A 13,598-nucleotide genomic window follows, 5' to 3' on the forward strand; every position below is an offset into this window, starting at 1 on the left:
AATGGGAAGACCCTGTGGTAGAAGTGATATTGGGAAACTTTATGGAATTCTGCCCATTTTTTGGGTAAAGCTTTTCGGCTCGAGGCAAGGGAACAGGTATGAGTGATAAAAGACCAGTAATTGCAATCCTTGGTGGGACCGGTGGCCTTGGAACCGGGTTGGCGAGGCGCTGGGTGCAAGCAGGCTATCAGGTGATCATTGGTTCCCGTGATGCACGAAGCGCGGAACGCGCAGCTGAGGATCTGCAGGAGGTCATGCGCGATCGCGGGGTTACTGCAATCGCGGTAAGCGGGGCAGAAAATGCACAGGCTGCTGCGAAAGCAGAAATCATTGCCCTTACGGTTCCCTTCGCGCATCAGGCAAGTACCCTTGAGTCGGTGAAAGAGCACTTGCAGGGCAAGATACTCGTGGATACCACGGTGCCACTGGTGCCCCCCAAGGTGTCTCGTGTGCAGTTGCCCGACCAAGGCTCAGCCGGTCAGGCTGCGCAATCTCTCCTTGGAGATAACGTGCATGTGGTCTCTGCATTCCAGAACGTGCCGGCACCACACTTGCAGGCGGAGCACCCCCTGGATTGCGATGTTCTGATTTGTGGGAATAACAAGGACGCCCGGAGCCGAGTAATCGAGTTGGTGGAAGCGGCAGGTTTGCGCGGTTTTCACGCCGGCCCTATCGATAATGCGGCTGCCGCGGAGGCACTGACGTCTCTTCTGATTTTCATCAATAAACAACTTGGTTGTCATGCGGGTATCAAGATAACCGGTACCGGGAAGTAGGTATTCGCCAGGGCTTTTTTGTATGGTGCAACGTATCGAAATGCATGTACTGCCTGACTTCCCGATGGTGGAGCCAGGAGATGATCTTGTGGCGCAAATCACTCAGTCGATGGCTCGCGCCAATATGCGGCTGCAGAGCGACGATGTCATCGTGATTGCTCAGAAGATTGTATCGAAAGCAGAAAACCGCTACGTATATCTTAATCACGTCCACGTTAGCGCTGAAGCTTACTCGCTGGCGGAGCGCACAGACAAAGATCCGCGTTTGGTGCAGGTCATCCTGGATCAGTCCGTTGAGGTCATTAAACACCGTCCAGGTGCCATCATCGTGGAACACCGGCTGGGCTATGTACATGCGAATGCCGGTATCGACCAATCCAATATCTCTTCCGACGCGAAAGATCCGAGAGTGCTTCTGCTTCCCGAGGACCCGGATGCGAGTGCTGCCGCCATTCGCGCTGGTTTGCGGGAGCAATGTGGTGTGGAGGTGGCCTGCATCATCAATGACAGCGCGGGCCGCGCATGGCGGAACGGCACCCTTGGCTTCGCCATCGGTACCGCCGGGTTTACACCGGTGGTGGATCTGGTGGGAAAGAAGGACCTTTTCGGGCGTGCGCTGGAAGCGACGACCGTAGCCATCGCCGATGAGCTTGCGGCAGGGGCCTCATTTCTTATGGGGCAGGCGGCCGAGGCGGCACCGGTGGTTGTAATACGGGGATCAAAGTTGCCCCGTGATGAGGTGGGATCTCGCGGTTTGTTGCGTGCCAAAGCGCAGGACCTGTTTCGTTCCTGATACCAATGTGATGTAGAGGTACCTGTTTCCCTGCAAAAGGAGCCCGGGGTGATTGCTGAAGGTAAGAGAGTACTGGCGCTTTGTGGTGGTGTGGGTGGTGCAAAACTCGCACTGGGGTTGCAGCATATTCTTGCCCCCGACCAGTTGACGGTGGTTGTGAATACCGGCGACGACTTCGACCACTTGGGCCTGCGTATTTGTCCGGATCTCGATACCGTTATGTATACCCTGGCGGGGTTGAACGATACTGAGCGTGGCTGGGGACTTGCCGGAGAAACCTGGAGCGGGTTGGGTGCGCTCGAGCGCCTGGGAGCGGAAACCTGGTTTCAGCTGGGCGACCAGGACCTGGCAACGCATCTGGTGAGATCGCAGCAGCTGGCGAACGGCGCTTCGCTTACCGAGGTCACCGCCTCACTGTGCGACCGGCTGGGTGTCAGTGTCAATGTGCTGCCAATGAGCGATGACCGGGTTTCGACCCAGGTGGCCACGGATTCCGGTGAGCTGGGCTTTCAGCACTATTTCGTTCGCGAGCAGTGTAAACCGGCGGTAACCGGTTTTCGCTTCGAGGGTATCGAGCAGGCCAGCCCTCAGCCAGATTTATTGCAACTACTGCGGGGCAACACACTGGCGGCCATCGTTATTTGTCCCTCGAACCCCTTCGTAAGTATTGATCCGATTCTTTCCGTTCCTGGCGTCCGACAGGCGTTGAACCAATCCGCTGCACCGGTAATCGCAGTTTCTCCAATCATCGCCGGTCGCGCGATCAAGGGACCCACAGCAAAAATGATGGCGGAAATGTCGATGCCCGCAAGTGCCGAGGCGGTTGCCGCTTATTACGGCAGCCTGCTCGACGGCTTCATCCTCGATGAGCACGACAGCGATCAGTCGGATGGCATTGCAGCCCGGGGTATTGAAGTCTCGACTGCCCCCACCTTTATGAAGAGCGTGCAGGACAGAATTGACCTTGCGGAGCATGTACTGATGTTTTCCCGGACGTTTATACAGCGCTGAAATTCCAGCTGGATACGGAGCCAACTATGTGGGCATTGTTACCTCTTAAGCAGTTTGCCTATGCCAAGCAGCGCTTGGCGGAAGTCTTGGGTGACGAGGAGCGTTACCGTCTGTTCGAGGCAATGGTTAAAGACGTTCTTTCCATATTACAGGGGCACCCGGACATCGACGGGATCTGGGTTGTTTCCGACGATCCGGTTGTTGAGTCGCTGGCCGCCGAATACGGCGCTGAATGGGTAACGGAGTCGATCCTGCGAGCGCGCGGACTGAACTGGAGCGTGCAGGCTGGGGTGGCTGCTCTCGCAAAACGTGGCATACACGAGGTGATGGTAATTCACGGCGATTTGCCCCTGCTGACCCGCAGTGAGCTCTCAAAACTGGTTGCGGCGCATCGCCATTGCACCGGTGCTGAACCGCAGTCGAAGCCGCGCATGACCATTGTTCCGGATGTGCGGTTTCAGGGGTCGAATTGCCTTGTCTGTTCACTGGCGTCCCGTATGAATTACCGGTTTGGCAACGCAAGTTTTGGCATTCATGTGGATGAAGCGGAGCGTTTGGGGTTTGAGGTCCAGGTCGTTGAAGTACCGGGAATTATGCTCGATATCGATACACCGGCGGACCTCATGCACTTGGTAGGGCATGCCGGCGGGGTCGCTGCGAAGCATTCCCACGTCTATGTCCATAACATCGGGTTGCCCGACCGACTCGGCGTCGGGCGAGTTCCGCCTCGGCCACCAGTGGTCTCAGGCGTTCACCGGATAACCCAGGGAGGCCCGGCATGAGTGCGGCGCTCAATGATTATCAGCTTCCTGATGTAGAGCAAGCACTCAGTCTGTCCGAGGACGTGGACACCGCGGCCCTCATGGCCAGGGCTGCGCGGTTGCGCGATGGACACTTCCGCAACCTGGTGACCTATTCGCGGAAGGTGTTTATTCCGCTAACACAACTGTGTCGCGATGTGTGCCACTACTGCACCTTCGCACAAACCCCCAACAAGATCGCCCAGCCATACCTGATGCCGGAAGAGGTGATTGAAACGGTACGTAATGCGGCCTCCCTGGGGTGTAAAGAGGCGCTGTTCACCCTGGGTGAGCGGCCCGAGGATCGGTATAGTGTGGCGCGCAAGGCGCTTGAGGAGATGGGCTTTCCGTCCACCCTCGCGTACGTTGCGCATGTGGCAAAAAAGGTGCTCGAGGAAACCGGTGTCTTGCCGCACATCAACGCAGGTTGTATGAGCCGTGAGGAGATCGAGATGCTGCGCCCGGTGTCTGCCTCCATGGGGTTGATGCTGGAATCCCTGTCCACTCGCCTGTGTGCTCCCGGAAAACCGCATTACGGCTCACCGGATAAACACCCGGAGCGACGGCTTGAAACATTACGACTGGCCGGGGAGGCCCGTGTACCTTTTACCACCGGTATTCTGATTGGAATTGGTGAAACACGCCGTGAACGGATTGAGTCGCTGCTGGCTATCCGGGAATTGCATATCCGCTATGGACATATCCAGGAGGTCATTGTTCAGAACTTCCGGGCGAAGCCGGGGACCCGAATGGCGCAGTCGCCGGAACCGGACCTGGAGGAGTTGCTGTGGACCATCGCGGTTGCGCGATTGATTTTCGGCCCCACGATGAATATCCAGGCACCACCCAATTTGAGCCCGGGTGTACTACCGAAACTGTTGCAGGCCGGTATCAATGACTGGGGCGGGGTTTCTCCGGTCACACCGGATTTCGTAAATCCTGAGGCACCCTGGCCACATGTTGAAAATCTGGCTCGGGAATCGGCGCTGGCCGGAAAATATCTTCAGCAGCGGCTGACAATTTATCCGGAATTTGCGGTTGCCGCTCAGCACTGGCTCGACTCAAACCTGCGTTCCTCGGTGTTAAAGATACAGGATGCAGAGGGTTATGCGCGCACGGACGATTGGGTGAGTGGTCAGAGCACCGAGATTCCCCAATCCTTTGTGGCGGAGTGGGGCGCTGCGGTTAAAGAGAAGAATCTATCGAGGGACCTGCTCGATATCGTAGCGCGCGCGGTGGCTGGTGAAGCGCTGGCCGAGAAAGATATCCTTCGCCTGTTTCGGGCTCGAGGGCCTGAGTTTACCTATGTGTGCCAGCAGGCCGATCAACTGCGAAAGCGCGTGAATGGCGACAAGGTTCGCTACGTGGTCAACCGCAATATCAATTACACCAACGTCTGCTACTTCAAGTGCCAGTTCTGCGCCTTTTCAAAAGGCAAGCTGAGCGAGAATCTGCGAGGTCGCCCATACAACCTGGATCAGGCGGAGATATATCGCCGTACCTGCGAAGCCTGGTCCCGCGGTGCGACGGAAGTGTGTATGCAGGGGGGGATTCACCCGGATTACACTGGGCAGACCTATCTGGATATCCTCGCAACAATCAAGTCGGCCGCGCCTAAAATGCATGTACATGCGTTCTCGCCGTTGGAGGTGTGGCAGGGGGCGAAAACGCTCGGGATGAGCGTTCGCGATTTCCTGAAGTCGCTGAAGCACGCGGGACTGGGCAGCCTGCCCGGCACCGCGGCAGAGGTGCTGGATGACGAGGTCCGTAGGGTGCTTTGCCCGGATAAGATCAATACCCGGGAGTGGCTGGAAGTAATTCAGTGCGCTCATGAGGCCGGACTTCCCACCACCTCCACGATCATGTTTGGTCACGTGGACAGGCCTGTGCACTGGGCCAGGCACCTGATGAGATTGCGCGCGCTACAATCCAGAACCGGCGGTATCACCGAGTTCGTACCGCTGCCGTTTGTCGCCAGTGAGTCGCCGATTTTCCTGAAGGGACATGCGCGCAAAGGCCCCACGCTGCGCGAAACGGTGTTGATGCATGCTGTCGCGCGTCTCGCATTGCATGGAAGCATCGACCATATCCAGACCTCCTGGGTAAAAATGGGTGAGTCGGGAACCGGGTTGTGTCTGAACAGTGGTGCAGATGACCTCGGCGGCACCTTGATGAACGAGACCATCACCCGCTCTGCGGGAGCGCGTCACGGGCAGGAAATGGCTCCACCACTAATGGAAAACCTGATACGTAAATTGGATCGGGTTCCCGGGCAGCGTACAACCCTGTATGCCGAGGTTCCGGAGGAGCGCATTGAATGCTCGCTCGGTGCTGCCCCGCTTGAGCCGGTGATCAATACACCCCTGGGCAGTCGGCAGCGCGAAGAGGGGAGAGGCAAGAGTCTGGTGCGTTCTGCTCCGGAGTGCCCGGCAAACGACCTCGAGTTAGAGAAGGCCGCAATGGGGCAGTCCCTGGCGCCGGAGCTGATAGCGAGTGGCTGACAAAGGGTTTCCAGCGAAAAAGAAAAAGGCCTGCACTGTGTGCAGGCCTTTTTAATGGGGAAATTGTGGGCCCGTTAACTCATTGAATTTTGGTCAGCACCTTGCACTGGTGGTCGGGTGTGCGCAGTGCCTCGAATACACCCGGCAGGTCGTCAAGCCCGACAATGTCCGTAATCATTGGAGTAACGTCGATCCGTTTCTCGGCAAGCATGGCGATTGATGTTTCAAAGTCATCCTTGGTATAGGCGATGGCAAACTGAACACTTAATTCCTTGATGAGCCCCAGAAATGGCATGATGCTGTCGGGCTTTTCACAAACGCCTACGGGCACTATTTTCCCGCCGTATGGCGCTATCTCAATGCATTGCTGAAGCAGTCCGGGAGCGCCCACACATTCAAAGATGATGTCCGGTGCTGTGCCGGTCAGATCACTGAACTGCTCGAGCAGGCGGTCGCCGCCAGCACTGACGTCGGGTTTAATGACCTGTGTTGCTCCCATTTTTCGCGCTAACCCTGCACGGGTTTCGGTTAGCTCGCTGACAACAATATCTCGCGCGCCAAAGAACCTTGCCCACAGAGCTACCGTGAGACCGATAGGGCCCGCGCCCATGATCATTACCCGGCTGCCAGCCTTGAGTTCGGCAACACGTACTGCGTGCAACCCCACAGCCAATGGCTCTACGAGCGCGGCACTTTCAAGATCCAGGTTGTCAGGGATCCGAAGGGTTTCCCGGCTCCCTGTGGTTACGTACTCGGCAAAGCCCCCCTGATCATCCACCCCGGAGACTTTTTTGTTCAGGCACTGAAAAAATTGCCCGCTTGCACAGGCTCGGCAATTGCCGCAGGCGATGAAGGGCAGGGCACAGATGCGATCGCCGACTTGCCAGCCGCCATCCGCGTGTTTACCGACTTCGGCAACGGTACCAACAAATTCGTGGCCCAGAATGCGGCCGCAACAGGCTGTGGTCAGCCCCTCCCGGGTTGCGTGTAAATCCGTGCCGCAAATACCGCAATAGGCGACTTCCATCACCAGTTCGCCGGGTTCCGGTGTTGGATCTTCCACCGTCTCGACACTCAAAGGCTGTCCGATCTCCTTGAATACCGCAGCTTTCATAGGGCACCCCCGGTGTGCTTACGCATGTTGCTCTCCTGATTTTCAGCGCTGTCATTCCCAAGCCATTCTCGGGAGGTACCGCCATAGAGCGCGCCATTGCTCTGGTAAATATGACTCAGGCTAATTCAGAAAAAACAAACAGTCAAATCTGATTGTTTTTTTTAAGGGTGTCTGATAACGTCGATTGACGATCAATAAATGACTGAAAACAGGCCGTGCAATTCCCTGTAGAGCGGCGATCAGGGCGGCTACCAAACCCAGGAGATCAAGATGGAACTCGGACTAAACGGAAAGAAAGCTGTGGTCACTGGCGCAACCCGGGGAATTGGGCGGGCGATTGCTGAATTGTTGGCCAGCGAGGGCGTCGACCTGGCGATCTGCGCGCGAAACCAGCAGGAGGTCGATACCGCCGTGAGTGCGCTCGCGGAAAAGGGGGTGAAAGTTACTGGCTCGGTGGTGGATGTTGCCGACAAGGCCTCTTACCAGCAATGGATTGCGAAAGTGGGGGATGAGCTCGGCGGTATCGACATATTTGTTCCAAATGTCAGTGCCGGTGGCGGTGATATGTCCGACGAGGGCTGGGTAAAGAACCTGAATATTGATGTGCTTGGTACCACCCGAGGAATCGAGGCTGCACTGCCATTCCTTGAGCACTCTGCAAATGCTTCCATCGTGATCATTGCCAGCACCGCAGGGGTAGAGACCTTTATGGGGCCACAGCCCTATAACGCCATCAAGGGCGCGCTGGTCATTCATGGCAAGCAGCTGAGTCAGTCACTGGCTCCGCAGGGGATCCGGGTCAACTGCGTTTCTCCGGGGCCCGTTTACTTTGAAGGCGGTGCCTGGCAGTACATCAAGGAAAACATGCCTGAGCTTTACGAAGGCACTCTCGCACAGATTCCCCAGGGGCGTATGGGGAGCCCCGAGGAAATCGCCCGCGCTGTGGCTTTTCTGGCAAGCCCCGCAGCCAGCCTGATCACCGGTGTCAACCTGGTTGCGGATGGTGGATTTACCAAGCGTGTACAACTCTAACGTTTGAATACTCGAATTCTACACCCCGGAGTGAATCTGTTGATTCACTCCAATCTATCCAATAAAAAATGGTGGGCGCTATGGGTAAAAGTGATCGCATTGACGTTTATCTTGTGGCCGGTGGCAAGTATCACAATATTGATCACGCCCGTGTTGAGCTGTTAAAGCTGCTGGCGGAGCAACCGCGAGTCAAAGTGCGGGTGGGTGAGGATTACAGTGATATCGAGGCGATTTGCGCGGCGGACTTTATCATCACCTATACCTGTGACATCGTCCCCACCGCGGAGCAGACAGTGCGCCTTTGCGACTATGTTCGCAGCGGAAAGAAGTGGTTCGCGCTGCATGGCACCAACTCAATCCTGCGTTTTCTTGTGAATGGTGATCAGTTCACCGTGGACTGTCCGGAGGAAAATGTGCCATTCATGGAGCTTCTGGGCAGCCAGTTTATGGCCCACCCACCGATTCATGAATACGACGTTATTCCCACTGAACCCGACCATCCCTTGGTGAAGGGTATCCCAAGTTTCAAGGTTGATGATGAACTCTACCTCAGCAAGTTTCACGGTGAGTACAAGACGCTACTCCATACCCACTGGAATGATGCAGTCGAAAACTTCACCAGCAATGAATGGGTGAAGGAAGATGATATTCAGCCAGTTCTTTACATTCATCCGTATGGGGCGGGGCAGGTGCTCTATCTGACGCTGGGTCACTGTCGTGGAAAGTACGATATGCAGCCAGCCATCGAGGAATACCCCGAGCCAGAAGAGGGGGCCTGGCGAACCGAGGAGTTCTATGAGCTGCTTCGGCGCGGCATCGGGTGGGCCATGGAGCCGATTTCGCAGGTCTGAGGGACTCGTGGGCTGGCGCTAAGTCGCTGGCTGGAAGTTTACCTGTCCGCATGTGACAAGATTGCTCTCAAGGAAAAAATATGGATTTGTCCTTCAGCCCGGAAGAATTGCAGTTCCAACAGGAAGTTCGCGCGTTTTTAGCGGAAAACCTGCCGGAGCATATCGTCACTGCGACCCAGAACAATAGCAGCGTCTTTGTGGAAAAAGAGATTGCGCTGGAATGGCAGGCCATCCTGGTGGAGAAAGGGTGGGCGGTACCCCAGTGGCCGCAGGAGCACGGTGGCACAGGCTGGACCGCCACGCAGAAATACCTGTTTTCCAAGGAGTGTTATCACGCGGGTGCGCCAATGTTGATCCCGCTGGGACTGCTGATGCTGGCGCCGGTGATTATGGCTTTCGGCAGCGATGAGCAAAAAGCAGAACTTTTACCCAAGATATTAAGTGGTGAGCACTACTGGTGTCAGGGATACTCTGAGCCGGGGTCCGGCTCAGACCTCGCCAGCTTGAAACTCAGGGCAGACGCGGATGGTGAGGATTACATCCTGAACGGCTCCAAAATATGGACCACCCACGCACACCTTGCCGACCATATTTTTTGCCTGGTACGAACCGACAGCCAATGCAAACCACAGCATGGAATCAGTTTCCTGCTGGTCGATATGGCCACACCCGGCATCACGGTTGATCCGATTATCACCATGGCGGGAGATCATGAAGTCAACCAGGTTTTCTTCGACAATGTGCGGGTTCCTCAGCGCAATCGTATTGGTGAGGAGAATAAGGGTTGGACCTACGCGAAGTACTTGCTGGAGTTCGAACGCGGCGGCGGCTTCAATGGCGACCGTATTCGCCACGAGCTGAACCACCTGAAAGCCCTGATGGATTCCACACGCACGCACAACCCGGATTTTGATGCGCGCGGTGCGATTGCCAACAAGGTGGCCAGGCTGGAAATCGATTTGAAAGCGCTGGAAATTACCGAATTGCGAATTCTGTCCGCAATCAGCGAAGGCGGCAATCCGGGTAAAGAGTCGTCGATCATGAAGCTCACATACACGCGCCTTGAGCAGGCGGTAACGGAGCTGGCCGTGGAGGTGATCGGTTATCAGGGTATCGTCATGAATCCGCAGGAGAATAGCAGTGGACTGAGGCCCGATTACATCAGTTCTGTTGTCCCTCGCTATTTGAATAGCCGCGCGGCTTCCATTTTTGGTGGCTCACAGGAAGTGCAGCGGAATATTGTCGCCAAGCTGGTGCTCGGGCTTTGATAGCCAGGCGGTAACACAGTTGAGGACATCACAGCGTATTTTCATCCATCACGTTTCCAATACTGGCTAGAAGTTGCGCCTCAATATAAGGACATCGTTATGCAGCGTCAGGACCAAATTCGTGAAATCAAGATCCTGATGGACCTTGTAGAGCGGAAAACCACAACCATGGCAGACAGTGTCATGGAAATTGATGTCGCGGAATATACCAGCCAGGAACAGTTTGACCGTGAAAAACTGGAACTTTTTCGCAACTATCCGCAATTTGTTGGGCCAAGCTGCCTGGTGCCGAATCCCGGTGATTTCTATGCGTTCGATGATACCGGTATCCCGATACTGATCGTCCGCAATGCCAAGGGTGACCTCAATGCTTTCGTCAATATTTGCTCTCACCGTGGTGCGCCGCTGGCGGAATGCGCCAGCGGTCAGGCGCGGCGCGGTAAGATGTTCTCCTGTCCATATCACGGGTGGAGCTATGATCTCGATGGAAAGCTGATCGGCATTCCTTTTGGTAAGGAAGGTTTCCCGGGTGTTGACCGCGACAAGCTCGGCCTGCGGGCGCTACAGGTGGAGGAGAAGTACGGCATGATCTTTGTCATGCCGAATCCGGAGCTCAAATTTGATATCGACGAGGTCCTTGGCGGAATTCAGGAGCGGATATCCGGTTTCGGTTTTGAGGACCATCATTATCTGGGCGTGAAGAAGGTACACACGGACTTCAGCTGGAAGCTCAACATGGATACTTTCCATGAGTTCTACCATTTTGAATTCCTGCACCCGGAAAGCATCTCTACCATGGCGTACAGCAATATTGCGAACTATGAACAATATGGCCGTAACCACTCCATGGGTTCACCGTCCCTGCGGATCAATGAGTTGAAAGACAAGCCCGAATCAGAGTGGGAACCCCGGGAATTCAGCTCCTTCGTGAACTACATTTTTCCCAACACCGTGATTTTTGTGGTCAATGACCACTTCCAGACCTGGCGTGTTTATCCGATTAGCCCTGACAAGTCTGTTGTCTATCACAGTATGTTTATCCCGCATAAGCCGCGGGATAACAGCGAGCAGAAGATTTTCGACGACTACTTCCAGATGATCAATGATGTCGCCGTTAAGGAAGACTATGGGCTGGTGGACAAGGTGCATCGTGGTTTGCAGGCGGGGCTTGACCGGAAGGTAATCATCGGTCGAAACGAACCGGGCGTGCAAAATATGCACCGACAGCTACATGACCTGATTGATGCTTGAATCCGGGCGGACACTCGCTCCTGTCCCGCCCGAAAATTGTTCAATGAAGTGATGATATTAGTCATTCAGTAATTCAAGAATACTGGAAAAGTCTTTTCTCCCGTCACCGACTTCCTGCTTTTGGCGGTACAGGGCTGCGGCCTGCTCACCCAGCGGGATTTTACTGCCGGTGGATTTCGCGTTGGCGGTTGCAAGTCCCAGGTCCTTGGCCATTAGGTCCACCATAAAGCCGGGTGTGTAATTTCGCGATGCGGGGCTATCCATGACCCCGGGGTAGGGGTTATAGAGTTCGAGCGACCAGTTTCGGCCGGAACTCTTCAGCATGATCTCGGACAAGGTCCTGGGCTCCAGGCCGCTGTTTGCACCCATTTGCAGGGCCTCGCTTGTGCCGATCATCTGGATGGCCAGCAGCATGTTGTTACACATTTTTGCGACTTGACCGGCGCCGTGGGCGCCGGCATGGAAAATGTTTTTACCCATTGCGGCCAGTATCGGCCTTGCGCGCTGGAAGCCGGTTTCACTGCCGCCACACATAAAAGTAAGCGTACCCTGTTGCGCTGCCGCAACGCCGCCTGATACCGGTGCGTCCAGCATTTCGAGGCCCAGCTTGCTACAGGCGCCGGCGACGGTTTGTACGGTTTCTTCGTCGATGGTTGAGCAGTCAAGTACGAGGCAGCCTTTTGGTAATGATGCCAACAGGCCCTCTTCGCCACCGCTCCCAAGATACAGGGCTGAGACGTGCTTGCCTGCGGGGAGCATGCTGATGACGATCTCTGCTCCGTTGGCGGCATCCCCGGGGCTGGTGGCGCCGTGGGCTCCGTGCTGTTGCAATGTATTGACCGCTTCCGGTACCAGGTCAAACACCCGCACCGTGAAGCCGCTTTTAATGAGGTTTAATGCCATCGGTCCGCCCATGTTGCCGAGGCCGATAAATGCGATGGTTGTCATGACTGCTGTCCTGTTTGGGTGTGTATTGCCGTTGATAAATGCCGGATGGGTTTGCCCCGTAAGCGCAGCTCCTGGTTTGTGCTCAGTCGAGCAACTGCGCTGCCTGTTCAGCCAGAAGGCGGCGTGCAATCACAAGGCGCATGACTTCATTGGTGCCCTCTAAAATCCGATGCACTCTGGCATCGCGGAAAAAGCGCTCGATCGGATATTCGCGGGTGTAGCCATAGCCCCCGTGAAGCTGAATAGCATCGTCACAAACAGAAAAGCAGGCATCCGTGGCAAAGCGCTTTGCCATCGCACAGTAACTGGTTCTATCGGGTGCATCGCCATCCAGCCTGGCTGCCGCCAGGCGGATCATCTGACGTGAAGCAACAAGCTGTGTGGCCATGTCGGCGAGTTTGAATTGGGTATTCTGAAAATCTGCAATGGCCCGGCCGAACTGTCGGCGATCTTTGACATACTGCAGGGACAGCTCCATACAGGCACGAGCGGCACCGACGGAGCAGGCGGCGATATTGATTCTGCCACCATCGAGCCCTTCCATCGCGAGCTTGAACCCCAGGCCTTCTTCCGCCAGCAAGTGGCTGGCGGGTACCCGCACACTGTCGAAACTGATGGTGCAGGTAGGTTGGCTGTTCCAGCCGAGTTTCTCTTCCTGCTTGCCGAAACGGACGCCCTCGGCGTCCGCAGGAATCGCGATGCAGCTGATGCCTTTTGGGCCGGGTTCACCGGTGCGGACCATGGTAATCAGCAGGTCGGTAGCCCCGGCACCGGAGATAAAGCACTTGCTGCCGCTGACCAGATAGTCGTCGCCATCTCGGATTGCTCTCGTGGTTAGGGACGCCGCGTCAGAACCCGCGCCCGGTTCGGTCAGGCAGTAGCTGGCTAGTTTGTGGCCCGTTGCGAGAGGTTCGCACCAATGGGATTTGACCTTATCGGTGCCGTAGCGCGCTAGCATGTTTAGCGCCATGTTGTGGATGCTGATAAAAGCCGCCGTCGAAGTGCAGCCCGCGGCCAGCTCCTCGATTACCAGGGTGCTGTCCAGTCGATTCAGGCCACTGCCACCCGCTTCGGTTGGGGTATACAGGGACATAAACCCCATGCTCCCGGCTTCCACAAACAGCTCCGTTGGAAACTGGTGTTCTGCATCCCAGCGGGCTGCATGGGGTGTCATGGCGCTTTGTGCAAACTTGCGGGCGGCTTCCTGGAACGCCACCTGATCTTCGCTGAGGTCGTAATTCATAACTTATGCT

At 56.0% G+C, this 13,598-nt stretch carries 12 protein-coding genes; 9 read left to right on the forward strand and 3 right to left on the reverse strand.

What is annotated here, in order from left to right; genetic code table 11:
* Positions 1–98 precede the first annotated feature (98 nt).
* From npdG to cofH, 5 genes are read left to right on the forward strand one after another with little or no spacing between them, the layout of a single operon-like run.
* Positions 99–776: an NADPH-dependent F420 reductase gene (gene npdG, locus LC059_RS05355; RefSeq protein ID WP_226702775.1), complete on the forward strand. Its 678-nt coding sequence runs from the start codon at positions 99–101 to the stop codon at positions 774–776.
* Between the two features lie 22 nt (positions 777–798).
* Positions 799–1,569 (forward strand): coenzyme F420-0:L-glutamate ligase, encoded by a 771-nt coding sequence (gene cofE / locus LC059_RS05360; RefSeq protein WP_226702776.1) that lies wholly within the window; start codon positions 799–801, stop codon positions 1,567–1,569.
* 48 nt (positions 1,570–1,617) lie between these two features.
* A complete protein-coding gene (cofD, locus tag LC059_RS05365) occupies positions 1,618–2,580 on the forward strand; it encodes a 2-phospho-L-lactate transferase (protein ID WP_226702777.1) in 963 nt (320 codons plus the stop codon).
* A 26-nt stretch (positions 2,581–2,606) separates the two neighbouring features.
* Positions 2,607–3,362 carry a 2-phospho-L-lactate guanylyltransferase gene (gene cofC / locus LC059_RS05370; RefSeq protein WP_226702778.1) on the forward strand — a complete coding sequence of 252 codons (756 nt, stop codon included), beginning with the start codon at positions 2,607–2,609 and terminating at the stop codon, positions 3,360–3,362.
* Complete coding sequence (gene cofH / locus LC059_RS05375) at positions 3,359–5,881, forward strand: 5-amino-6-(D-ribitylamino)uracil--L-tyrosine 4-hydroxyphenyl transferase CofH (RefSeq protein ID WP_226702779.1); 2,523 nt, start codon at positions 3,359–3,361, stop codon at positions 5,879–5,881. Before cofC ends, cofH begins: the two co-directional genes overlap by 4 nt.
* A 79-nt stretch (positions 5,882–5,960) precedes the next feature.
* On the opposite strand, the gene LC059_RS05380 is transcribed toward cofH, so the two are convergent.
* Positions 5,961–6,995 (reverse strand): zinc-binding dehydrogenase, encoded by a 1,035-nt coding sequence (locus LC059_RS05380; protein ID WP_226702780.1) that lies wholly within the window; start codon positions 6,993–6,995, stop codon positions 5,961–5,963.
* 270 nt (positions 6,996–7,265) lie between these two features.
* On the opposite strand from LC059_RS05380, the gene LC059_RS05385 reads away from it, so the two are divergent.
* From LC059_RS05385 to LC059_RS05400, 4 genes are all read left to right on the forward strand, one after another.
* Entirely contained in the window at positions 7,266–8,027 is a 762-nt protein-coding gene (locus tag LC059_RS05385; RefSeq protein WP_226702781.1) for an SDR family NAD(P)-dependent oxidoreductase, read from the forward strand.
* An 80-nt stretch (positions 8,028–8,107) separates the two neighbouring features.
* Positions 8,108–8,878: a ThuA domain-containing protein gene (locus LC059_RS05390; RefSeq protein WP_226702782.1), complete on the forward strand. Its 771-nt coding sequence runs from the start codon at positions 8,108–8,110 to the stop codon at positions 8,876–8,878.
* Positions 8,879–8,958: 80 nt separating this feature from the next.
* Positions 8,959–10,146 carry an acyl-CoA dehydrogenase family protein gene (locus LC059_RS05395; RefSeq protein ID WP_226702783.1) on the forward strand — a complete coding sequence of 396 codons (1,188 nt, stop codon included), beginning with the start codon at positions 8,959–8,961 and terminating at the stop codon, positions 10,144–10,146.
* A 99-nt stretch (positions 10,147–10,245) separates the two neighbouring features.
* Complete coding sequence (locus LC059_RS05400; protein WP_226702784.1) at positions 10,246–11,397, forward strand: aromatic ring-hydroxylating oxygenase subunit alpha; 1,152 nt, start codon at positions 10,246–10,248, stop codon at positions 11,395–11,397.
* A 57-nt stretch (positions 11,398–11,454) separates the two neighbouring features.
* On the opposite strand, the gene mmsB is transcribed toward LC059_RS05400, so the two are convergent.
* Positions 11,455–12,345, reverse strand: a complete 891-nt coding sequence (mmsB, locus tag LC059_RS05405) for a 3-hydroxyisobutyrate dehydrogenase (protein WP_226702785.1) — start codon at positions 12,343–12,345, stop codon at positions 11,455–11,457.
* A gap of 82 nt (positions 12,346–12,427) precedes the next feature.
* Complete coding sequence (locus tag LC059_RS05410; protein ID WP_226702786.1) at positions 12,428–13,588, reverse strand: acyl-CoA dehydrogenase family protein; 1,161 nt, start codon at positions 13,586–13,588, stop codon at positions 12,428–12,430.
* Between the last annotated feature and the right edge of the window lie 10 nt (positions 13,589–13,598).

Origin of the sequence: Microbulbifer elongatus (assembly GCF_020524885.1) — a bacterium.
Lineage (GTDB): Bacteria > Pseudomonadota > Gammaproteobacteria > Pseudomonadales > Cellvibrionaceae > Microbulbifer > Microbulbifer elongatus_A.

Bases quoted from the DNA above. Each gene is read 5' to 3' on its own strand.
- npdG (WP_226702775.1), top strand. From the start codon at position 99: ATGAGTGATAAAAGACCAGTAATTGCAATCCTTGGTGGGACCGGTGGC.
- cofE (WP_226702776.1), top strand. From the start codon at position 799: ATGGTGCAACGTATCGAAATGCATGTACTGCCTGACTTCCCGATGGTG.
- cofC (WP_226702778.1), top strand. From the start codon at position 2,607: ATGTGGGCATTGTTACCTCTTAAGCAGTTTGCCTATGCCAAGCAGCGC.
- cofH (WP_226702779.1), top strand. From the start codon at position 3,359: ATGAGTGCGGCGCTCAATGATTATCAGCTTCCTGATGTAGAGCAAGCA.
- LC059_RS05380 (WP_226702780.1), bottom strand. From the start codon at position 6,995: ATGAAAGCTGCGGTATTCAAGGAGATCGGACAGCCTTTGAGTGTCGAG.
- LC059_RS05385 (WP_226702781.1), top strand. From the start codon at position 7,266: ATGGAACTCGGACTAAACGGAAAGAAAGCTGTGGTCACTGGCGCAACC.
- LC059_RS05390 (WP_226702782.1), top strand. From the start codon at position 8,108: ATGGGTAAAAGTGATCGCATTGACGTTTATCTTGTGGCCGGTGGCAAG.
- LC059_RS05395 (WP_226702783.1), top strand. From the start codon at position 8,959: ATGGATTTGTCCTTCAGCCCGGAAGAATTGCAGTTCCAACAGGAAGTT.
- LC059_RS05400 (WP_226702784.1), top strand. From the start codon at position 10,246: ATGCAGCGTCAGGACCAAATTCGTGAAATCAAGATCCTGATGGACCTT.
- mmsB (WP_226702785.1), bottom strand. From the start codon at position 12,345: ATGACAACCATCGCATTTATCGGCCTCGGCAACATGGGCGGACCGATG.
- LC059_RS05410 (WP_226702786.1), bottom strand. From the start codon at position 13,588: ATGAATTACGACCTCAGCGAAGATCAGGTGGCGTTCCAGGAAGCCGCC.